Annotated in this window: 20 protein-coding genes; all 20 read left to right on the top strand. The window is 48.1% G+C overall.

The features are described from left to right. Positions 1-34: 34 nt before the first annotated feature. The 20 genes from ACUALS_RS04400 to fliP all read left to right on the top strand — a co-directional run bounded on the left by ACUALS_RS04400 (position 35) and on the right by fliP (position 20246). The gene (locus tag ACUALS_RS04400) at positions 35-1165 is read left to right on the top strand and encodes a flagellin (RefSeq protein WP_005471766.1); all 1131 of its coding nucleotides are present in this window, start codon (positions 35-37) and stop codon (positions 1163-1165) included. 69 nt (positions 1166-1234) lie between these two features. After that, positions 1235-1663, top strand: coding sequence for a flagellar protein FlaG (flaG, locus tag ACUALS_RS04405; protein WP_005471797.1), 429 nt, complete (start codon positions 1235-1237; stop codon positions 1661-1663). A 21-nt stretch (positions 1664-1684) separates the two neighbouring features. After that, a complete protein-coding gene (gene fliD, locus ACUALS_RS04410; protein ID WP_454448948.1) occupies positions 1685-3706 on the top strand; it encodes a flagellar filament capping protein FliD in 2022 nt (673 codons plus the stop codon). Continuing rightward, complete coding sequence (locus tag ACUALS_RS04415) at positions 3693-4016, top strand: flagellar protein FliT (RefSeq protein WP_039482426.1); 324 nt, start codon at positions 3693-3695, stop codon at positions 4014-4016. The genes fliD and ACUALS_RS04415 overlap by 14 nt, the downstream gene beginning before the upstream one ends. An 11-nt stretch (positions 4017-4027) precedes the next feature. Beyond that, on the top strand, positions 4028-4438 hold the full coding sequence (fliS, locus tag ACUALS_RS04420) for a flagellar export chaperone FliS (RefSeq protein ID WP_005471670.1): 411 nt from the start codon (positions 4028-4030) through the stop codon (positions 4436-4438). Positions 4439-4695: 257 nt separating this feature from the next. Beyond that, positions 4696-6162, top strand: coding sequence for a sigma-54 dependent transcriptional regulator (locus tag ACUALS_RS04425; RefSeq protein WP_331399690.1), 1467 nt, complete (start codon positions 4696-4698; stop codon positions 6160-6162). A gap of 125 nt (positions 6163-6287) precedes the next feature. After that, positions 6288-7346, top strand: a complete 1059-nt coding sequence (locus ACUALS_RS04430; protein WP_454448949.1) for a sensor histidine kinase — start codon at positions 6288-6290, stop codon at positions 7344-7346. Between the two features lie 2 nt (positions 7347-7348). Continuing rightward, positions 7349-8755, top strand: a complete 1407-nt coding sequence (locus ACUALS_RS04435) for a sigma-54-dependent transcriptional regulator (RefSeq protein WP_038190094.1) — start codon at positions 7349-7351, stop codon at positions 8753-8755. A gap of 97 nt (positions 8756-8852) precedes the next feature. Next, positions 8853-9164: a flagellar hook-basal body complex protein FliE gene (fliE, locus tag ACUALS_RS04440; RefSeq protein WP_005471738.1), complete on the top strand. Its 312-nt coding sequence runs from the start codon at positions 8853-8855 to the stop codon at positions 9162-9164. Between the two features lie 15 nt (positions 9165-9179). Then, the gene (gene fliF, locus ACUALS_RS04445; protein WP_038217714.1) at positions 9180-10928 is read left to right on the top strand and encodes a flagellar basal-body MS-ring/collar protein FliF; all 1749 of its coding nucleotides are present in this window, start codon (positions 9180-9182) and stop codon (positions 10926-10928) included. Then, a complete protein-coding gene (gene fliG / locus ACUALS_RS04450; RefSeq protein ID WP_005471842.1) occupies positions 10921-11979 on the top strand; it encodes a flagellar motor switch protein FliG in 1059 nt (352 codons plus the stop codon). The genes fliF and fliG overlap by 8 nt, the downstream gene beginning before the upstream one ends. Positions 11980-12002: 23 nt before the next feature. Beyond that, positions 12003-12803 carry a flagellar assembly protein FliH gene (gene fliH, locus ACUALS_RS04455; protein ID WP_038140232.1) on the top strand — a complete coding sequence of 267 codons (801 nt, stop codon included), beginning with the start codon at positions 12003-12005 and terminating at the stop codon, positions 12801-12803. Further along, positions 12803-14125 (top strand): flagellar protein export ATPase FliI, encoded by a 1323-nt coding sequence (fliI, locus tag ACUALS_RS04460; RefSeq protein ID WP_005471816.1) that lies wholly within the window; start codon positions 12803-12805, stop codon positions 14123-14125. The genes fliH and fliI overlap by 1 nt, the downstream gene beginning before the upstream one ends. 6 nt (positions 14126-14131) lie before the next feature. After that, complete coding sequence (gene fliJ / locus ACUALS_RS04465; protein ID WP_038190095.1) at positions 14132-14572, top strand: flagellar export protein FliJ; 441 nt, start codon at positions 14132-14134, stop codon at positions 14570-14572. Positions 14573-14681: 109 nt separating this feature from the next. Continuing rightward, positions 14682-16943, top strand: a complete 2262-nt coding sequence (locus tag ACUALS_RS04470; protein WP_454448950.1) for a flagellar hook-length control protein FliK — start codon at positions 14682-14684, stop codon at positions 16941-16943. Positions 16944-16978: 35 nt separating this feature from the next. Then, on the top strand, positions 16979-17476 hold the full coding sequence (gene fliL / locus ACUALS_RS04475) for a flagellar basal body-associated protein FliL (protein ID WP_039477418.1): 498 nt from the start codon (positions 16979-16981) through the stop codon (positions 17474-17476). 7 nt (positions 17477-17483) lie between these two features. After that, a complete protein-coding gene (gene fliM / locus ACUALS_RS04480) occupies positions 17484-18533 on the top strand; it encodes a flagellar motor switch protein FliM (protein WP_038140243.1) in 1050 nt (349 codons plus the stop codon). Positions 18534-18553: 20 nt separating this feature from the next. Beyond that, positions 18554-18964 carry a flagellar motor switch protein FliN gene (gene fliN, locus ACUALS_RS04485; protein WP_005471831.1) on the top strand — a complete coding sequence of 137 codons (411 nt, stop codon included), beginning with the start codon at positions 18554-18556 and terminating at the stop codon, positions 18962-18964. Between the two features lie 3 nt (positions 18965-18967). Beyond that, complete coding sequence (gene fliO / locus ACUALS_RS04490) at positions 18968-19384, top strand: flagellar biosynthetic protein FliO (RefSeq protein ID WP_038217705.1); 417 nt, start codon at positions 18968-18970, stop codon at positions 19382-19384. Next, positions 19371-20246, top strand: a complete 876-nt coding sequence (fliP, locus tag ACUALS_RS04495; RefSeq protein ID WP_038140250.1) for a flagellar type III secretion system pore protein FliP — start codon at positions 19371-19373, stop codon at positions 20244-20246. Before fliO ends, fliP begins: the two co-directional genes overlap by 14 nt. The last annotated feature ends 6 nt before the right edge of the window (positions 20247-20252 follow it).

Genomic DNA, 20252 nt, shown 5'->3' on the forward strand with positions numbered 1-20252 from the left:
AGGCACATCGCCCTAATGCCTAAGGAGATCAAATATGGCAATTAACGTAAACACTAACGTGTCTGCGATGACTGCTCAGCGACACCTGAACGGTGCTGCTGAAGGTATGCAGAAATCGATGGAGCGTTTGTCATCGGGCTACAAAATCAACAGTGCTCGTGACGATGCTGCTGGCCTACAAATCTCAAACCGTTTGACATCACAAAGCCGTGGCTTGGACATGGCGGTGAAAAACGCAAACGATGGTATCTCTATTGCACAAACTGCTGAAGGTGCAATGAATGAGAGTACCAACATCCTGCAACGTATGCGTGACCTAGCGCTGCAATCTTCAAACGGCTCTAACTCGCGTTCAGAGCGTATCGCTATTCAAGAAGAAGTAACGGCGTTAAACGACGAGTTAAATCGTATCGCTGAAACGACCTCTTTTGGTGGTAACAAACTTCTAAACGGTACTTACGGTAGCCAATCATTCCAAATCGGTGCGAGCTCAGGTGAAGCGGTACAGCTTTCTATGGGTAACATGCGTTCTGACACGGCAGACATGGGTGGTAAAGCGTATGTTGCTGAAGAAGGCAAAGGTGCAGATTGGAGAGTTTCAGATAATACCGATCTGACTCTTGGCTATACTGATGTACATGGTGAAGAGAAAGAGCTAACGATCAACGCTAAAGTCGGCGACGACATTGAGCAGGTTGCGACTTACATCAACGGTCAAAGCGAAGATGTAAAAGCGTCTGTAGGCGAAGATGGTAAGCTTCAACTGTTTGCTGCAACCAATAAAGTGGCAACAGACGTTGAAATTACGGGCGGTCTTGGCGGTGAAATCGGTTTCGGTGACGCTCAAAACAAGACAGTTGCAGACGTTGATGTCACCACGGTAGCGGGTTCTCAAATGGCCGTATCGATCATTGATGGCGCATTGAAGAACGTAGACAGCCAGCGTGCTGGTCTGGGTGCTTTCCAAAACCGTTTTGGTCATGCGATCAATAACCTAGACAACATCAACGAGAACGTAAACGCATCTCGTAGCCGTATCTTGGACACAGACTTTGCGAAAGAAACAACCGCAATGACTAAGTCTCAGATTCTGCAGCAAGCGAGTACTTCAATCCTAGCTCAAGCTAAGCAGTCACCATCGTCTGCACTTAGCTTGTTAGGTTAATCGATAGGTTCGACGGAGCTTATTGGTAGCAGCTTTGTGCTGTGACCTAAAGGTGGAAGGGAGATCGTTATGGACATATCATCCTACACATCGAACATCCAGCCTTACGGCTCAGAAAGTGGCACTAAAATTGCTTCAAAAAACGAAGGAGTACTGCTCGATTCCTTGAAAAAGGAACCGCAAGTAAATGAAAAGGTAAGTGAATCTGCCGCTCAAGCAGTCGAAAGAGTGATCGAAGCAACGAAAGAGCGAGAGAAACTCAATCGAGAAGAGCGCGAGCGGGTTGTTGAGCAGGTGAATGACTTCATCTCATCCATCAACAAAGGCTTATCGTTTCGTGTCGACGAAGAGTCCGGTCGGGACGTCGTGACCATTTACGAAGCGGATACCGGTGATATTATTCGCCAGATTCCTGATGAGGAACTGTTGGAGATTCTTCGACGCCTAAGGGACCAAACCGCGAGGTATTCGTCGGGATTGGTAAACCAAACGGTGTAATCGTAATTTGAGGTGATGTAGATGAGTTTTGGCCCTATAGGGATGAATTCTGGCATGGATATCAATTCCATGGTCAGCAAAATTGTAGATTCGGAGCGCGTACCTAAGCAGCAACGTATCGACAATGAGCGGGCCCAAATTGATACCGGGATCAGTGCCTATGGTCGGCTCAGAGAGTCGCTGGATACGATGAAAAACTTGATGGCGAGCTTTCGTCAGGAGAAAGCTTTCGCCGCAAGAAAAGTCGAAACGACAAATGATACCGTTGTATCAGCGACAGCAACCACTGATGCCATCGCTGGTCGCTATGCTATCGATGTGTTGCAGCTTGCGCAGAGCCATAAAATTGCGTCAGACGTACTTCCTGAAGACGCAAAGTATGGCCCTGGTAAGCTGCAGGTTTCGCTTGGCGACAAAAAATTCACCGTCGAAATCTCTAATAACTCCAAATTGGTTGATGTCGTTAGAGGCATTAACAACAGCAAATCTAACCCTGGGGTTCGGGCGTCTATCATCAACGACACCGAAGGCCCACGACTCATTGTCGCTTCAACCAAATCCGGTGAAGCGAACGACCTCTCGATTGTCGCTGACGCAAAACCTGGCGATAACCTAAAAAGACTTGAATATAAAACGCTAGAACAGCGTGTCAAAGACCTCGAGAAAGCGCGGTCTGCGGCTCAAGAGTTGTTGAGTCCTCTTTCCCCGAAAGAACAAGAATTCGCCGATAAGATTGCCCAGCGAAACATTGAAGCGGCAAAAATTGTCGATCAAGAAATTGCCGACAACTCAAAACAAGCGGCAATCAAAGCCGATCCTAAAGCCGCCAAAGATGCGAGTGCGGATAATGAGTTATCGACGCAAGCGGCGGCCGCAGCGGCTAAAGCTGGTGTGGAAGCAAACAAATATCTCAAACCAGAAGAGCGTATCCCAGGCTGGACAGAAACGGCATCAGGAACACTTCTGGATTCTTACTGGGAGCCAGAACCAGAGCTAGACGATAAAGCGATTGAGAAGTCGGGTGATGTTCCAGGCTGGTCAAACACCGCGTCTGGTACTCTTACCGACTCTTACGTGACCCCAAAAGAAGCGCAGGCCAAGCTCGAAGAAGAGAAAGCTCAGATCGAGCAGAAGTTGGTTAATGAAAAAGTTGAGATCGAGCGAAAAGTCGCCAGTGGTGAGCTAACGCCAGAACAGGCGAAGCAGCTTGAACGAGCCAAATTGACCCAAGAAGAGCGAGACTACCTTGAGCGCGTGGATAAAGCTCAAGCGGATCTAGAGGCGGCACAAACCTCTTTTGATACCTATAATGGTATGACCGAAGTTCAAAGCGCCCAAGATGCGAAAGTGATGCTCGATGGTGTGGCGCAATTGTCCAGTGACAACAACATCATTGAAGATGCCATTGAAGGGGTCGATTTGACACTCAAAGGCCGCACCGAAGTTGGAAAACCAGTATCGGAAATTGACATTGAATATGACCGTCAACGAGTAAGAGACGATATTGAACGATTCGTGGCTGCCTACAATCAGTTCTACCAACTTTCTCAAGAACTCGCGGGGGTTGATCCTCGAACGGGTAGGGCGGGGCCATTATCGGGTGACAGTGTGGTTCGTAATGCCGATGCTCGCCTGAAGTCGGTTTTCTCTGCTGATGTCGAAACAGCACCGGAAGATCTTAAAACCTTGACTGAGTTTGGTGTGACCACGACTCGTCAAGGTAACTTGGAAATCAATTACGACATGCTCGACCGCCAGCTAAACAACAACTTCAATAAACTCGAAGGGTTCTTTGGTGGCAATAAAGGCTTTGCCAAAAAAGTGGAAGATGCGATTCAAGGGCTCACTGGTGTGACAGGCGCAATCCGCACACGTGAAAAGAGCATGCTAGAGCGCACTTACTCATTGCAAGATGATCAAGCGGCATTGGATCGCCGTATGGAGAGTTTAGAAAAGCGGACTCACGCCAAATTTACGGCAATGCAAGATGCAACGAGCAAAATGCAGTCTCAACTGGCTGGGATGATGAATGCACTTGGTTGAAGAGTTTGAGCAAAATCTAGATAAATTGCGTGATGTAAATCACACTATTTCATCAGTGATTACACAAGAGGCGTTTGAGACTGAAGAAATCCTCGCTTTGGTCGATACAAGGGAACGAATATTGCAGAACTTGTTCAGCTTGATAGAACGCGATGCCGAGTTGGCGCAAACGGCGCAGTGGCACTCAGCAATTCAAGAAACAAAAGCTATCGTAGAGTTGATGCAAGTAAAAACGGCTGAAGTCGGCAAATCATTACAAAAGTACCGACATGGTCAACGTTCTGTTCAGCAGTACAAGAAATTTTTATAGAGAGGTTATTTATGCGTGGTTCATTACAGGCTTACAAAAAGGTATCAGTTGATAGCCAACTGAGTGCGGCCTCCCCGCATAAAATTGTGCAAATGCTTATGGCAGGCGCAATCGAACGTCTGATTCAAGGCAAAGCTGCAATGGAGCAGGGCAACATTCCTGTCAAAGGTGAGCGCCTAGGTAAGGCTCTTGATATTATTATTAGCTTACGCAGCTGTTTGTCGATGGATGACGGTGGTGACATCGCACAAAACCTAGACCAACTGTATGAGTTCATGATTACGCAAATCACAGAAGCGAATCATCAAAATAATCCTGCCAAGATCGATGATGTGATCGATATTATTCGCGAGATCAAATCGGCATGGGATCAAATTCCAAATGAATATCACAATTTAACTGCGTCAGATGTGGGTATTTAGAGTCAAATAATCACCAATTGGTTGCTTATGTAGTCAAAATCGCGCCAATTGGTTTTGGGCTAACATCACACCGACTAATTGCTTGGTTGCCTTATTTTTTTTATCAAATAGAATAGAAGCCACTCACGAGCCTAGTGGCTTATTTTGTTGCTGAAATTTATAAATTGTTAATCGTTATTTCTGTTCTATAGTTAGAATTGACGTTAGAAACATAAATCAGCCACAACGTTTCAAAAGAAAGGCAATTATTCTCACCCATGCAAGGTTTAGCGAAACTACTTGTGATTGAGGACGACGCACAAGCGCGGACGAATCTCAGTAATATTTTAGAATTTGTTGGAGAGCAGTGCGAAGCGATCAGCTCTGACCAAGTTGAAGAAATTGACTGGTCGGCGATTTGGGCTGGATGCATTGTCGGCTCTGTGGCTGGTGGAAAGCTAGCCCCTAACCTAAGCGAGAAGCTAGCCCGTGCAAATCATGTCCCACTCTTGATTGCTGGTAAACACTCTTACCCTGTCGATGAACTGACTCACTATGTTGGTGAGCTCGATTTCCCTCTTAACTACCCACAACTAAGCGAAGCACTAAGACACTGTAAAGACTTTCTTGGCCGTAAAGGCATGAATGTCGTCTCATCTGCGCGCAAAAATACTTTGTTCCGCAGCCTCGTTGGCCAAAGTCATGGGATTAAGGAAGTTCGTCATCTTATAGAGCAGGTGTCGAGTACAGAAGCGAATGTGCTCATCTTGGGTGAATCAGGGACAGGTAAAGAAGTTGTTGCAAGAAACATTCATTACCATTCTACTCGTCGAAGCGGTCCTTTTGTTCCGATTAACTGTGGCGCAATCCCACCTGACTTGCTAGAGAGTGAGTTATTCGGTCACGAAAAGGGCGCATTTACCGGTGCCATTACTTCGCGAAAAGGGCGCTTTGAACTGGCTGAAGGCGGGACACTGTTCCTTGATGAAATTGGTGATATGCCAATGCCGATGCAGGTCAAGTTATTGCGTGTGCTGCAAGAGCGATGCTTTGAGCGTGTTGGTGGCAATACCACGATTAAGGTTGATGTTCGTGTTATCGCGGCAACTCACAGAAACTTAGAGTCAATGATCGAAGATGAGTCGTTCCGTGAAGATCTCTATTATCGTTTGAATGTGTTCCCAATCGAGATGCCAGCGCTTCGTGATCGCAAAGATGACATCCCACTTCTACTTCAAGAACTAATGACACGGATGGAAGCGGAAGGCGCGCAACCAATCTGCTTCACACCACGTTCTATTAACTCTTTGATGGAGCACGACTGGCCAGGTAACGTTCGTGAGCTTGCCAACTTAGTTGAGAGAATGATCATTCTTTATCCGAACAGTCTTGTCGATGTCAACCACTTGCCAACCAAATACCGCTACAGTGATATTCCTGAGTTTCAACCTGGGTATAACACCGGACGCACGGTTGAAGAACAAGAGCGCGATGCGTTTTACGACATCTTCTCTGAAGATTTTAGCTTAGAGTCGAATGACCTTTTCCAAGATAGCGAGGCAGCGCCGCAAAACTTACCGCCTGAAGGGGTTAATTTGAAAGAGATGCTCGCTGACTTGGAAGTGAACATGATCAACCAAGCACTTGAAGCACAGGGTGGCGTTGTCGCGAGAGCGGCCGATATGCTCGGTATGCGCCGGACAACCTTGGTTGAAAAAATGCGCAAATACAATCTGCAACGTTAGAAAACTGCACGTTCACGAGACTGTCAAAATCTCGACCTTTCTCTAACTGTTTGAAAATAATGAACAATAGCCTGGAATGATTTTTGCATTCTAGGCTATTGTAGTTTTTAAGGCAGAAATACGTCATGCAGCCCAACCCAGTTACTGAGAATCAAACCTCACTTGGTACCTTAGAAGAACAAGTAGAACGTTATCAGCAAGTGCTCAATGTGATGCCTGCAGGCGTAATTCTACTCGACACTCAAGGTACGGTGTGTGAAGCAAACCCAGAATCGCAGCGCTTACTTGAAGTTCCTCTTGTCGGTCAAAAGTGGTTCGACATCATTCAACAAGCTTTCGCCCCGCGTGAAGATGACGGGCACGAGATCTCTTTGCGAAATGGACGTAAGGTTCGCCTTGCGATCTCGGCGTCGGCAACAGGCCAGCTTATTTTGATCACGGACCTCACCGAGACGCGCTTGCTTCAGTCGAGAATCAGTGATTTACAGCGTTTGTCATCGCTGGGTCGAATGGTAGCCTCTTTGGCTCATCAGGTACGAACTCCGTTATCGAGTGCCATGTTGTACGCTTCAAACCTTGGTGCTCCTAATCTACCGCCTGCAACCAAAGATCGCTTTCAAAGCAAGCTAATGGATCGTCTGCATGATTTAGAAAAGCAGGTCAACGACATGTTGTTGTTTGCAAAAGGCGGCGACAATAAAGTCGTCAAACCCTTTACCATCTCAGACCTTGTGGCTGAATACTCGCCCATGGTCGAAACTGCGCTGAAGAATAATCAGATCGATTACTTCATCGAAGTGGAACAAGAAGAGACTGAGCTTCTTGGTAACGCAAACGCGATTGCGTCTGCTTTAAGTAACTTGGTGATGAACGCGATCCAAATCGCGGGCAAAGCCTCTCAAGTTGACGTCTTTTTTAGACCAGTAAATAACGAATTGAGAATTTCGGTGCAAGACAGTGGCCCAGGCGTGCCCAAGGAATTGCAAAGTAAAATTATGGAACCTTTCTTTACGACTCGCTCTCAGGGGACCGGCCTTGGCTTAGCGGTTGTACAAATGGTTTGTCGTGCTCACGACGGAAGGTTAGAGCTGATCTCAGAAGAGGGGGATGGTGCCTGTTTTACCATGTGCATCCCGCTAGAGCGCCACACCACTTCTGAACAACATATTGAGACTGGAGAGTAATAATGGCTCAAAGTAAGGTACTGATTGTTGAAGACGATGAAGGTCTACGCGAAGCCCTAGTCGATACGCTCGCTTTGGCTGGTTACGAATGGCTAGAAGCAGATAGCGCAGAAGATGCGTTGGTCAAACTTAAATCCAATACGGTTGATATTGTGGTCTCCGATGTTCAGATGGCGGGGATGGGAGGACTGGCTCTTCTGCGTAATATCAAACAGCATTGGCCAAACCTCCCAGTGCTGTTGATGACGGCGTATGCAAATATTGAAGATGCCGTCTCGGCCATGAAAGATGGCGCGATAGACTACATGGCGAAACCTTTTGCGCCGGAAGTGTTGCTTAACATGGTTAGCCGCTATGCGCCGGTAAAGTCGGATGACAATGGCGATGCGGTGGTTGCCGACGAAAAGAGCATTAAGTTGTTGGCACTGGCCGATAAAGTGGCAAAAACTGACGCCAGCGTGATGGTCTTAGGGCCTAGTGGCTCAGGTAAAGAGGTGATGTCTCGCTACATCCACAATGCGTCAAATCGTAAAGATGGGCCGTTTGTCGCGATAAACTGTGCAGCAATTCCTGACAACATGCTCGAAGCGACCTTATTCGGCTATGAAAAAGGTGCGTTTACTGGCGCGGTTCAAGCGTGTCCGGGTAAGTTTGAGCAAGCGCAAGGCGGCACTATTTTACTTGATGAAATCAGTGAAATGGATTTGAACCTGCAAGCCAAGTTATTGCGTGTTCTTCAAGAGCGAGAAGTCGAGCGCTTAGGTAGCAGAAAGAGCATTAAGTTGGATGTTCGTGTTTTGGCTACCAGTAACCGAGACCTTAAGCAATATGTTCAAGAAGGTAACTTCCGCGAAGACTTGTACTACCGTTTAAATGTGTTCCCAATTGCGTGGCCTGCATTGTGCGACCGTCCTGGCGATATTGAGCCTCTTGCTGTCCACCTTATTGAACGTAACTGCAAAAAACTGGGGATGCCGGTACCGACCCTAAGCCCACAAGCGATAAGCAAACTTGCCGCGTATGCTTGGCCAGGTAATGTTCGTGAACTCGACAACGTCGTTCAGCGTGCGCTTATTTTGAGTGAAAACAATCACATTGGCGCAGAGCAGATTTTGTTAGAAGGGTTAGATTGGCAAGACGCCTCGGGTTTACAGCAAGTGGTGGAAAATTCTGACGCCCGTGCGCCCGTGATTCAGCCTGTTGCAGAAGTGGATTCGAGCAAAGTGGCTTCATCGGTTGGTGGACTGGGTGGTGAACTAAGAGACCAAGAATTCGCCATCATTCTTGAAACTTTAGTGGAGTGTAACGGACGCCGAAAAGAAATGGCGGAAAAACTTGGAATCAGTCCGAGAACTTTGCGCTACAAGTTAGCAAAAATGCGCGATGCGGGGATTGATATTCCAAACTAACATGCTATTTTCGACGCTCATAAGGAAATGGCACACACTTTGCAGCGTCATAAATACAACAAAAGTTTTAGTCAAAGAGTTGACGACCGAGGTATCGATGAAAATTGATGGTTTCCAAAGCGAAATGCAAGCGATGATGTTTGAAGCAGGGAATACCAAGCCCGCAGTAACAGGCCATACGGTCGGCGCGGATTTTGGTGAGCTGCTCAATAATGCGATTAACAACGTCAACAGTCTTTCTAAAGCATCAGGTGATCTACAAACACGTTTTGATCGAGGTGATGAAAACGTATCACTGTCTGATGTCATGATCGCCCGAAATAAGTCCAGCGTGGCGTTTGAAGCAACAATTCAAGTACGTAACAAACTTGTGGAAGCGTACAAAGAATTGATGAACATGCCAGTGTAAAGATAGGTAACACCTGTGTCAGAGCAAAATCAATCAACAGACCTAACCGTAGCAGAAGCGGGTACTGACAGCGCAATGTTGGCGACATCTGATCTTGATTCAGGTGTGCAAAACCCCGATCTCGACGAGAAAAGCAGCTCCAAGTTTGACATGGCGGTGGGTGACCTCGACCTGCTTCGCCAAGTCGTGTTAGTCCTCTCTATTTCCATTTGTGTTGCCTTGATAGTGATGTTGTTCTTCTGGGTGAAAGAGCCGGAGATGAGACCTCTTGGAGCTTATGAGACCGAAGAGCTGATTCCTGTTCTGGACTACCTTGATCAACAAAAACTTGATTACAAACTTGATGGCAACACTATCCTAGTGCCTTCAAGTGAATACAACACGCTTAAGTTGGATATGGTTCGTGCTGGATTGAACCAAGAGAAAAACGCGGGCGATGATATTTTGCTTCAAGATATGGGTTTTGGCGTTTCTCAGCGTCTTGAACTTGAGCGCTTGAAGCTCAGTCGTGAGCGCCAGCTTTCTAAAGCAATTGAAGAAATGAAGCAAGTGCGCAAGGCTCGTGTACTGCTTGCGCTACCAAAACAAAGCGTGTTTGTTCGCCACAACCAAGAAGCATCTGCGTCTGTCTTTTTGACCTTGGCAACTGGGGCAAACCTCAAACAAGAAGAAGTCGATTCTGTGGTCGATATGGTGTCAAGTGCCGTTCCTGGCATGAAACCGAATCGCATCACGGTCACCGATCAACATGGTCGATTGTTGAGTTCGGGTTCCCAAGACCCTGCCTCTGCCGCTCGCCGTAAAGAACACGAGCTTGAGCGCAAGCAAGAACAAGCGCTACGTGACAAAATCGATTCTGTATTAATTCCTATTCTTGGTTTTGGTAACTACACCGCTCAGGTTGATATTCAGCTCGATTTCAGCGCTGTTGAACAAACACGTAAAAGCTTTGACCCCAATACCCCATCAACGCGAAGCGAATACACACTTGAAGACTATAATAATGGAAGTGTGGTAGCGGGCGTACCGGGTGCGTTGAGTAATCAACCGCCAGCGGATGCCTCAATTCCACAAGATGTCGCGCAAATGAAAGATGGGACAGGTTTAGGTCAGGGCTCTGTTCACAAAGAAGCAACGCGCAATTACGAGCTTGATACGACCATCAGCCATGAACGTCGCCAGACAGGTGTGGTGAACCGTCAAACCGTTGCTGTCGCTATCAAAAATCGCGCGATTGTGAATCCAGATACGGGTGAGACAACGTATCAACCTTTATCGGACGCTGACCTATCCTCGATCCGCCAAGTACTGATTGGGGCAGTTGGATACAGCGAAGCGCGCGGCGATCTGCTAAACGTATTGAGTATGCAGTTTGCAGAGCCTGAAGTTGAAGTGCTGCAAGATGTGCCGATTTGGGATCACCCGAACTTCAATGATTGGGTACGTTGGTTCGCAAGTGCACTCGTAATTATTGTGGTTGTGTTGGTGCTTGTTCGCCCAGCGATGAAGAAACTGCTCAACCCTGCGTCGGATGACGACGATGACCAGTTGTATGGACCAGATGGATTGCCAATTGGCGCTGATGGTGAAACCAGCTTAATTGGTAGCGACCTTGAAGGTGGTGAGCTGTTTGAATTTGGTTCAAGCATTGACTTACCTAACCTACACAAAGATGAAGACGTATTGAAAGCCGTCCGTGCTCTTGTGGCAAATGAACCAGAGCTTGCGGCTCAAGTAGTGAAGAATTGGATGCAAGATGCCTAACGAAATAGTGCCTCAACAAGAGGGCGGTGGTGACGTTGCCGAAAACGCCGTAGACATATCAACCATTCCTGGGGAAGAGCGTGCAGCGATTCTTCTTCTTAGCCTGAACGAGGAAGACGCCGCGGGCATCATCCGCCATTTGGAGCCGAAACAGGTTCAACGCGTGGGTAGCGCAATGGCGCGTGCTGCGGATCTCAGCCAAGAAAAAGTCGGTGCGGTACACCGTGCATTTTTGGAAGACATTCAAAAATACACCAACATTGGTATGGGCAGTGAAGACTTCATGCGTAATGCCCTTGTTGCGGCGCTGGGTGAAGACAAAGCGAACAACCTTGTTGACCAAATCCTGTTGGGTACAGGCTCAAAAGGTCTCGACTCATTGAAATGGATGGACCCACGCCAAGTGGCCAGCATTATTATCAACGAGCACCCACAGATTCAGACTATCGTACTTTCCTACTTAGAGCCGGATCAATCAGCCGAGATCTTGTCTCAGTTTGCTGAGCGTGACCGCCTCGATTTGATGATGCGTATTGCCAACCTTGAAGAAGTTCAGCCATCGGCACTGGCAGAGTTGAACGAAATCATGGAGAAACAATTCGCGGGTCAAGCAGGTGCACAAGCGGCCAAGATTGGCGGCCTGAAGGCAGCGGCAGAGATCATGAACTACATGGACAACAACGTCGAAGGTATCTTGATGGATCAAATCCGCGATCAAGACGAGGACATGGCGACTCAGATCCAAGACTTGATGTTCGTGTTCGAAAACCTTATCGAAGTGGACGACCAAGGTATTCAAAAATTGCTGCGTGATGTACCACAAGATGCGCTACAGCGCGCGCTCAAGGGTGCAGACGATGGCTTGCGTGAGAAGATCTTCAAGAACATGTCTAAGCGTGCCGCTGAGATGATGCGTGATGATCTTGAAGCGATGCCACCAATTAAAGTGTCTGATGTTGAAGCCGCGCAGAAAGAGATTCTGGCAATCGCTCGTCGTATGGCTGACTCCGGTGAGATCATGCTGGGTGGCGGTGCGGACGAGTTCTTATAATCAGTTGAGTAAATAAGGTGTCTATGTCTGGGGAAAGAAAACGCGGTTTCTTGCGTTTAGATGATGACGAAGTCGTTCAAAAAGCCGAGCGTTGGGGAATGCCTGACTACACGTCTAAAACGCACGCCAAAGCAAAACAAACGGCGATGAACTATGACCCTAGCTGGACACCAACAGTCTCGGAGCCTGTTGATGAAGCGCCTGTTGAACTGACTGAAGAAGAGATTGAGCTAATCAAGCAGCAAGCTTACCAAGAAGGTTTGCACCAAGGTCAAGAGGCGGGCTTTAAGCAAGGCTATGAAAAAGGCAAAGAACAAGGTTTAGAGGAAGGTCATCAAGAAGGGCTTGAAGCGGGCAAACTCGAAGGCGTTGCTGCGGGACAAGAGTTTATTCAGCAACAAGTTCAAACCTTCATTGGCTTGGCTAATCAGTTTGCACAGCCACTTGAACTGATGAACGCGCAAGTTGAAAAGCAACTGGTCGACATGGTTTTGACACTAGTGAAAGAAGTGGTTCACGTTGAAGTGCAGACTAATCCACAAGTGATTCTAGATACCATCAAACAATCGGTCGAATCTTTGCCTATTTCGGGGCATGCCATCACATTAAAGCTTCATCCTGAAGACATAGAAATTATCCGCTCTTCCTATGGTGAAGAGGAACTTAACTTCCGTAACTGGACACTGATGCCTGAGCCTGCACTCAATCGCGGCGATGTCCAGATTGAAGCGGGCGAATCAAGTGTCAACTACCGTATGGAAGAACGAATTCGCAGCGTGATTCAAAGTTTTTGTGGGGTGAATCGTCACCAAGGTGGTGAGTAGTGCTCGCCCTCGCAGAACGCCTTTCTCAATACACCACAAGCGGCTTAACATGCCGTCCTGTTGCCTCAGGCAAGTTGGTTCGTGTCGTCGGATTAACTCTCGAAGCGACAGGATGCCGAGCACCTATCGGTAGCTTATGCCGCGTTGAAACCATGCATGGAGAAATGGAAGCCGAAGTGGTTGGCTTCTCTGGCGAAAGTCTCTATTTGATGCCGAGCGAGCAAATTACTGGCGTACTTCCAGGAGCGAAAGTTACCCCGTTGACCAGTGAAACTGGCTTACCTGTTGGTATGGAATTGCTCGGACGGGTGATTGACGGAGTGGGAAATCCGCTTGATGGACTCGGTCCGATCTACACGGAAAAACGCGCGTCGTTCAACGCTCAACCAATCAACCCTCTCGCGCGCAAGCCCATTTCTGAACCTCTCGATGTCGGCATCAAAGCCATTAACGGTCTTCTTACCGTCGGTAAAGGGCAGCGTATCGGTCTGTTTGCGGGTTCAGGTGTCGGTAAGTCGGTAACCTTGGGTATGATGACTCGAGGCACGACAGCCCAAGTCGTTGTGGTTGGGCTTATCGGTGAACGTGGACGAGAAGTTAAAGAGTTTATTGAAGAAATACTGGGCGTTGATGGTCGTCAGCGCTCTGTGGTGGTGGCCGCGCCCGCCGACGCTTCACCTTTGATGCGTTTGAAGGGATGTCAAACTGCTCTAACCATTGCTGAATATTTCCGTGACCAAGGTTTGGATGTGCTACTGCTGATGGATTCACTGACCCGCTTTGCCCAAGCTCAGCGTGAAATTGCTCTGTCGGTTGGTGAGCCGCCAGCAACCAAAGGTTATCCACCTTCGGTGTTTGCTAAGTTACCAGCGCTTGTGGAGCGAGCGGGGAATGGCAGTCCAGAACAAGGCTCTATCACCGCCTTCTTTACCGTCCTGACCGAAGGGGATGACTTACAAGACCCTATCGCCGATGCCTCCCGAGCGATTCTAGATGGTCACGTTGTGCTGTCTCGTGAAATGGCTGATGCGGGGCATTACCCAGCTATCGATGTCGAAAAGTCAGTCAGCCGTGTTATGCCTCAGATTACTTCGGAAGAGCATGTACTGATGTCGAAAGCGGTTCGCCAAGTGCTGTCAGTATGTCGTAAGAATCAAGATTTGGTGTCGATCGGTGCCTACAAGCCAGGGACCGATCCGGCTATTGATGGTGCGTTTACCATCAAGCCGAAGCTCGATGCCTATTTGCAGCAGTCGATGAAAGAAAGCGTCCCTTACGATATGTGTGTCAACATGCTTCGTGGTTTGCTGCAAGGGGAGTAGTAGACAATGGACAATGCACTAGAGTTTCTACTTGAACAGGCAAAAGAGCGCGAAAATCAAGCCGTTTTGGCACTCAGTCAAGCACGCAAAGAGCTTGAAGGCTATTACCAGCAACTAGAGCAAATCGAAAAGTACCGTTTAGACTATTGTAAACAATTGGTCGAGCGTGGACAGCAAGGCTTAACGGCTAGCCAATATAGCCATTTGAATCGATTTTTGACCACTTTGGATGAAACACTCGCCAAACAAAAACAAGCGGAAGAGCATTTTAAAGGTCAGGTGGAAGGGTGCGAGCAGCATTGGCTTGAGAGCCGTAAGCAGAGACGCTCTTACGAATGGTTGATTGAAAAGAAACAGAAAGAAAAAGCCCACCTAGAAAATGCGCGCGAGCAAAAGCAAATGGATGAGTTTGCGACGCTGCAATTTTCCCGTCGTTTATCGAACTAACATCACTTTTATTGATAAGTAATGTGGCTCACTTCTTGCAGTGTAAGTGAATAACTTGGCGATCTTGCCACCCTAACAGAGCGTTACGTTCAGCCGCAGGTGTTTGACTATGAATATAAATCTATCAACAGTGACTGAGAGCCCAAAGGCGACCAAAGCTGCCGTTGTTGACGGCAGTTCCGAAGTCAGTGAGGAATCAAGCTCAGAGGGCTTCTTCTCTAAGTTGGCAGCATTGATCAAAGGTGAATCAGCGACTGACGAGAAAACCGTCAAAGCCGACGTAACAAAAGAAGCAGAGGTTTCCGAAGAACCAGCGGCAGTGAAAGGCGCTGGAAATGCTGCGAGCGCGGATAAAATCAAAAATAGCTCTGCAGATGAACTGCTTAGCGACGATGCCTCAAGCGATAATGCGCAGAATACTAGTCCGAAATCGGTCAAAGAGTCGGATGTTACCCACTCAGAGCGTGCTAAGACTGACCAAGAATCGAGCTCTGCGAGTCAAGAACAATCGCAACCAACGTTGTCTGCGTCAAGCAACACCACTGAGGCTGACGAGAAACAGCCTGTTCAAGCGCGCGACCCAGAAACAAAATCCGCTCCAAGTGATGCCGAAAAAATAGTCGCGGATAATCAAGAAATCCTTAACCGCTTAGATCAGTCTAACAGTGCTTTGCAATCGAACAACGGCAAGGCTTTGCCTCAAGTAGAGAGTCAAACTCAAGTGACAGCGGCAGCGACCCACGCAGAAACAGTGAGCCGTTCCAAGCCTTCCGAAGTTGCCTCCCTCCAAACAGAGGCACAAATCGTAGATGAGAAAGCAAAGGGCGCCGAATCATTGCAGTCGCAACCTAAGTTGCAAGCTAGTACTGGCAAAATAACAGAGCAGCCTGATCCAAGTGTTAAGATGACTGCTTCGGAATTGGCTTCCGCACAACCGTCGGATGAATCTGATACCGCTATCCCCGCAGCGATAAAACCGTTTGTCGAACAGCAAGTTTCTGATGAGCAAGTTGCGCAGCAAGGTCCCAATGCACTCAATCCAGATACCGTGAAGGAACAGCGTATCACCGCTACTGTTCAAACAGGTGCTACAGACGCTGAAGTGCTTGAAAATGTTGAGGTGCAGCTAAACGGCGATGAAGTAAAACCGTTGAAGGTAGACGCGAATCAGCGTGATACCGCAACGGAGCCGGAGGCACTTCAACAGCAGCTGGGAATGCTGCATGAAGCTCAGAGTGTCGCTGTCGATGAAGTGCCAGAGGGACAGACGCCAGAAAGCGAAACTGCGGTCTCACCCGAATTAGTCGCAGCATCAGCCACTCCAGTGATGATGGAAAAAGCCAAACCTCAGGAAGTGCCCGTAGAGAGTGGAAACTCGCCTAAATTGAACGCTCAACCTGCTGCCGTCACCCCAAACGTCGTTGAGTCGGCCACATTAAGCGCTGAAACACCGGTGGCGGCATCCGTAGCGGCTGCAACAGCCATCCCGTGGGCCGTCAGTAGTGATGAAGTTATTGTGGATGAGGACGCAGTCCCGAAACATAAACAACCGCAAGTTCAGCAGGCAGTGGTGGCTCAATCTGTTCATCAAGCTCTTAGCCAGTCGCAAGCAACACAAATGGCAAATGCAGCGCAGCTGAATGCGGCGTCGGCCATGCCTGCAGCAAGTGCTGAAGCCTTGGCAGGACAACTGCAAACCGTGGTGAATTCGCCAGCAAACGTAGCGGCCTCTCCAGTTGTTACTGAGCAGGCTATGCTAAAAGCTGCGATGGGCGCGAAAGCAACAGGCACTATGCTTAATAATGGTAAAGGTGCGCCTGGTGAACAAGGCGGAACAGAATCTGGATTCTCGCAACAATTGGCGCAAGCAGCAGGTGTTCAACAGGCTAACTCCCCAACGGGACAACTTCGCGCTGATCAAACCGCTCAAGTCCCGCTACAATTGAATCGTGAGATTGCCAGTGATCAAGTGGCAGAGCGCGTTCAGATGATGATGTCTAAGAACCTTAAAAACATCGATATACGCCTTGACCCGCCGGAACTGGGGCGCATGCAGATTCGTATGAACATGAATGGTGATGGTGCGACTGTCCACTTTACTGTCGCGAACCAGCAGGCTCGTGATGCACTAGAACAGTCGATGCCTCGCCTTCGTGAGATGCTTGCTCAACAGGGGGTTCAATTAGGCGATACCTCCGTTCAGCAACAATCGAGTGGACAGCAGCAAAACCGATATGCCGCGAGCGGGCAGGGGCAAGGTGGTCAACCAAGCAGCAATCAAGCTGGGTTAGGTGAAGAAAACCTTGAACCAGACATCAATCTTGATTTGAATGTCGCAGCAAAGCGTGATGGAATTAGTTATTACGCTTAAACTATAAAATACCAACATAAAGAGAACGTTAAGTTATGGCAGTTGAAGAAGTCGAAACGGAAGCGCCCAAAGGAAAAGGTAAACTGATCATCATTATTGTTGCGGTCGTTGTTCTTTTACTCGGTGGCGGTGGTGCGGCGTTTTTCTTGATGGGATCAGATGAAGAAGCAGCAGCAGAAGAATCCGTAGAGCAAGAAGTGGTGGTGTCTACTGAGCCGGTCGCTTATGTCAATATCGCTCAACCCTTCATATTTAACGTGACCGGCGATAAACGAGACCGCTTGGTTCAGATTAAAGTCCAGTTGATGGTACGCGGATCTGAAAACGAAAACTTGGCGCGTTATCATTCGCCATTAGTTGAAAGCTCATTGCTGAGCACCTTCGCATCGGCAACGGTAGAGCAACTGCGCAGTGCTAATGGTCGTGTTGAACTACGAGAAAAAGCCACAGAAGACATTAAAGCCAGCTTAACTCGAGCGGTTGGGCAACCTGTTATTGAACGTGTTCTATTTACCGACTTTGTCATTCAATAGGTGAGCTGTGACAGATCTATTAAGCCAAGACGAAATTGATGCGCTACTTCATGGTGTTGATGACGTTGATGAGGTAGAAGAAGAATCGGTTGCTAGCGACTCCAGCGCCGTTGATTTCGACTTTTCATCTCAAGACCGCATTGTTCGTGGTCGAATGCCAACACTGGAGCTTATCAACGAGCGCTTCGCTCGACACATGCGCATTAGCTTATTTAACATGCTAAGAAAGACCGCTGAAGTGTCGATCAACGGCGTGCAGATGATGAAGTTTGGTGAGTACCAAAACACCCTATACGTACCGACCAGTCTTAACATGGTGCGCTTTAGACCTTTAAAAGGGACAGCGTTAATCACCATGGAAGCGCGCTTAGTGTTTATTTTGGTGGAGAACTTCTTTGGCGGGGATGGACGCTTTCACGCGCGTATCGAAGGCCGTGAATTTACTCCAACCGAACGTCGCATCGTGCAACTGCTGCTCAAAATCGTCTTTGAAGATTACAAAGAAGCGTGGTCACCTGTGATGGGAGTTGAGTTTGAGTACTTGGATTCGGAAGTTAACCCAAGTATGGCAAACATTGTTAGCCCGACGGAAGTCATTGTGGTTAGCTCATTCCACATTGAAGTGGATGGCGGCGGCGGTGATTTCCACGTAGTTATGCCTTACTCCATGGTGGAGCCAATCCGTGAACTGCTCGATGCGGGTGTCCAATCCGATAAGATGGAAACCGACGTTCGTTGGAGTACGGCACTGCGTGAAGAGATCATGGATGTGCCTGTTAACTTCCGAGTGAACTTACTCGAGCAAGATATTTCATTGCGTGATCTGATGGAGTTGAGACCTGGCGATATCATCCCAATCGCGATGCCAGAGCACGCAACCATGTTTGTTGAAGAGCTGCCAACGTACCGAGTAAAAATGGGGCGCTCAGGTGATAAATTAGCGGTACAAGTGTCAGAAAAAATCAAACGACCGGATGTGGTCAAAACTGACATTGCCTTCCTTGGTAAAGATGTCATCTCTGAATTAGAAGATGATGACGGTGAAATCGAAGATTAAAAGAATTGTAGGTAATAGGTATGGAACCAAGTGACGACCAAAAACTGGCTGACGAATGGGCGGCAGCCTTAGGTGAAGATCCAAGCGCACCAGAAATCGATGTTGATGAGGTCATGTCGGCTCAACTTGATGAGCTTGAAGATACCTCAAGCCCGATCTCTGACGACGAGCGCCGTAAGCTCGATACGATTCTCGACATTCCAGTCACAATTTCGATGGAAGTTGGGCGTTCACAAATCAGCATTCGTAACTTGTTGCAGCTAAACCAAGGCTCTGTAGTAGAGCTCGAGCGTTTAGCGGGCGAATCTCTGGATGTGTTGGTTAACGGCACCTTGATCGCTCATGGCGAAGTGGTGGTGGTGAACGATAAGTTTGGTATCCGTCTTACTGACGTAATCAGCCAGACCGAGCGCATTAAGAAGCTAAGGTAAACTATGGCTTATTTGGTGAAAGGATTAGGGCTCGGGTCTCTGGTTCTCTTTTCCTCATCCGTACTGGCTGCGACACCAAGTAGCCAGCTTGATTGGGCGACCACGTTTGGGTCGCTCTTATTCGTTATTGTCTTCATTCTATTTCTCGCATGGCTTTTAAAAAGAATGCGCATTCCTGCTTTGGTTAATCAGCAAGGTTTGAGTGTGGTAAGGCAAATCCCTGTTGGGACTCGAGAGCGAATCATGATTGTTCAAGCTGGTGAAGAGCAATTTTTGGTTGGTGTCACCGCGCAATCCATTCAATTGATTTCCAAGTTGGATAAACCCATTTCTCAGGAGGAGCTGAACAAACCGGCGTTCGCGGCTAGTCCATTCGCCAGTCAACTCAGTCAGCTATTGAAAAAGCATGATAAAAACTAGCTCCATACTTGCCTTTGTCTTGACGCTTTTTGTCCAGCTATTTTCCGTTTCTTCGTTTGCGCAAGAAGAGATCGACACGCCAATCCCTGCCAATGCGGCGGCGTCAGAGTCGGTCACAGTGAGCGCCATGACGCAAGAACAAGGCGCGGCACGAACCCTCACGACGGGCAGCTTTACGGGCGGGGGAGGCGGAGTTCCTGCCTTCACCATGACAACCAATGCCGATGGCAGCGAAGATTACTCAGTTAACCTACAAATCTTAGCTTTAATGACAATGCTGGGCTTTTTGCCTGCCATGGTCATTTTGATGACGTCGTTCACTCGCATTGTCGTTGTCATGTCGATATTGCGTCAGGCGATGGGTTTGCAGCAAACACCATCGAATCAGGTGATCATCGGTATCGCGATTTTCTTGACCTTTTTTATCATGTCACCGGTTTTGAACAAAATTAACGATGTTGCTGTGCAGCCCTACATCAACGAGCAAATCACCGCTCGCGAGGCATTTGATTTGGCCCAAGCGCCAATGAAAGACTTCATGCTGAAGCAGACGCGCGTGAAAGATTTGGAGACGTTTGTGAATATCTCGGGGTCGACGGCAACGGCCCCCGAAGATGTGTCGATGGCGGTGTTGATCCCAGCATTTATCACCTCAGAGCTAAAAACCGCGTTCCAGATTGGCTTTATGCTTTTCTTGCCGTTTTTGATTATCGACTTGGTGGTCGCTTCTGTTCTGATGGCGATGGGTATGATGATGCTCTCGCCGATGATCGTATCTTTACCATTTAAGCTCATGTTGTTTGTCTTGGTTGATGGTTGGAACTTGATACTCTCCACCTTGGCCGGCAGTTTCGCCTTGTAGCGGGAG

It is taken from the genome of Vibrio sp. NH-7 (assembly GCF_053643215.1).

Bases quoted from the DNA above. Each gene is read 5' to 3' on its own strand.
- ACUALS_RS04400 (WP_005471766.1), top strand. From the start codon at position 35: ATGGCAATTAACGTAAACACTAACGTGTCTGCGATGACTGCTCAGCGA.
- flaG (WP_005471797.1), top strand. From the start codon at position 1,235: ATGGACATATCATCCTACACATCGAACATCCAGCCTTACGGCTCAGAA.
- fliD (WP_454448948.1), top strand. From the start codon at position 1,685: ATGAGTTTTGGCCCTATAGGGATGAATTCTGGCATGGATATCAATTCC.
- ACUALS_RS04415 (WP_039482426.1), top strand. From the start codon at position 3,693: ATGCACTTGGTTGAAGAGTTTGAGCAAAATCTAGATAAATTGCGTGAT.
- fliS (WP_005471670.1), top strand. From the start codon at position 4,028: ATGCGTGGTTCATTACAGGCTTACAAAAAGGTATCAGTTGATAGCCAA.
- ACUALS_RS04425 (WP_331399690.1), top strand. From the start codon at position 4,696: ATGCAAGGTTTAGCGAAACTACTTGTGATTGAGGACGACGCACAAGCG.
- ACUALS_RS04430 (WP_454448949.1), top strand. From the start codon at position 6,288: ATGCAGCCCAACCCAGTTACTGAGAATCAAACCTCACTTGGTACCTTA.
- ACUALS_RS04435 (WP_038190094.1), top strand. From the start codon at position 7,349: ATGGCTCAAAGTAAGGTACTGATTGTTGAAGACGATGAAGGTCTACGC.
- fliE (WP_005471738.1), top strand. From the start codon at position 8,853: ATGAAAATTGATGGTTTCCAAAGCGAAATGCAAGCGATGATGTTTGAA.
- fliG (WP_005471842.1), top strand. From the start codon at position 10,921: ATGCCTAACGAAATAGTGCCTCAACAAGAGGGCGGTGGTGACGTTGCC.
- fliH (WP_038140232.1), top strand. From the start codon at position 12,003: ATGTCTGGGGAAAGAAAACGCGGTTTCTTGCGTTTAGATGATGACGAA.
- fliJ (WP_038190095.1), top strand. From the start codon at position 14,132: ATGGACAATGCACTAGAGTTTCTACTTGAACAGGCAAAAGAGCGCGAA.
- ACUALS_RS04470 (WP_454448950.1), top strand. From the start codon at position 14,682: ATGAATATAAATCTATCAACAGTGACTGAGAGCCCAAAGGCGACCAAA.
- fliL (WP_039477418.1), top strand. From the start codon at position 16,979: ATGGCAGTTGAAGAAGTCGAAACGGAAGCGCCCAAAGGAAAAGGTAAA.
- fliN (WP_005471831.1), top strand. From the start codon at position 18,554: ATGGAACCAAGTGACGACCAAAAACTGGCTGACGAATGGGCGGCAGCC.
- fliO (WP_038217705.1), top strand. From the start codon at position 18,968: ATGGCTTATTTGGTGAAAGGATTAGGGCTCGGGTCTCTGGTTCTCTTT.
- fliP (WP_038140250.1), top strand. From the start codon at position 19,371: ATGATAAAAACTAGCTCCATACTTGCCTTTGTCTTGACGCTTTTTGTC.